Source organism: Prevotella sp. CAG:255, assembly GCF_000431195.1.
In the GTDB taxonomy this organism is placed as follows: Bacteria; Bacteroidota; Bacteroidia; order Bacteroidales; family Bacteroidaceae; genus Prevotella; species Prevotella rara.
On the sequence record NZ_HF986817.1, the window covers coordinates 1 to 908 of the forward strand.

3 protein-coding genes are annotated in these 908 nt (G+C 56.2%); all 3 read right to left on the reverse strand.

What is annotated here, in order from left to right; genetic code table 11:
* On the reverse strand, positions 1–515 hold a 515-nt coding region (locus tag QVO66_RS08215), incomplete at its 3' end, for a TraG family conjugative transposon ATPase (RefSeq protein WP_288172745.1).
* Entirely contained in the window at positions 512–832 is a 321-nt protein-coding gene (locus QVO66_RS08220; protein ID WP_021854988.1) for a DUF4133 domain-containing protein, read from the reverse strand. The genes QVO66_RS08220 and QVO66_RS08215, both read right to left, overlap by 4 nt.
* Before the next feature lie 4 nt (positions 833–836).
* A partial coding sequence (locus tag QVO66_RS08225) for a DUF4134 family protein (protein WP_288172746.1) occupies positions 837–908 on the reverse strand: 72 nt, incomplete at its 5' end.

Sequence of the window (908 nt, forward strand, 5' to 3'; positions counted from 1 at the left end):
CCGAGCCTGCACAGGGACACGTGCCCTGAATCGTTCACTATGCGCTCGAACTGCTCCACGGCCTCGATGAACCGCGCCGCCGTCTCCTTGTCGGTGACTTCCTTCGGCAGGATGCGGTTGCGGCACAGCGTGCTGAAATCGCTCCTTCCGCGGTTGCGTTCCCTTGTCGTCTTCGTCAGGAAAAGATAGCAACGGTGGTTGAGGTAAGGCCGCTCGTTGAAGTGGTGTTCGTAGCTCCTCGACAAAAAGCCTTCCTTGCAGTAGTCAGCCCTATACGTTTCCTTCGTGAACCAGTCCTGCTTACACACCACGGAATGTTCCGGCAGGACTTTTATTGCCTTCACCCACGAGGAGTGCACGGCTTCGTACTCTTCCGCTGTGACGGTGAAAATCTCCGGCAGCGCCACCTCAAAGGCTACCGTTATGTCCGCGTCCTTGCTGACGATGCATCCGTCTTCAACGGCAAGGATTGGGAACTTGCGCTCGAGTGTGTCGGCTTTCATAACATTCCTCATGGCGTCCTCCTTTCCTGCACCATGCAGAGTATCCTCTTGCGGCTTATAAGGTAGCGCGGATGGTGGCTGCGTGCCAGCCTCTTAATGAGTCCGTACTCGCCGAATCTCGCGTTCATACGGAACACGACATATGCAAAAACACTTCCTGCAATCAAGCCGTATGCCACGCACGCCCACGGCGACGCACCGATGAAGTACAGCAGGATGACTGACAGTAGTACGGCTGCGAGTCCGACGGCAAGGACGAACAGGTACATCGTGGTAAGCCCCTTGAACTCCACGCCCTTGCCGGCTCCCTTGTTAACTGTGTACTCCATCGGCTTAAAGGAAGAATGAACGGAGGATTGTCGCTGCAACGATGAGGAAGATGCAGGCGAAGAACCACGAGGCGGC

Coding starts and splice junctions, on each gene's coding strand:
- QVO66_RS08220 (WP_021854988.1), bottom strand. CDS start 832: ATGGAGTACACAGTTAACAAGGGAGCCGGCAAGGGCGTGGAGTTCAAG.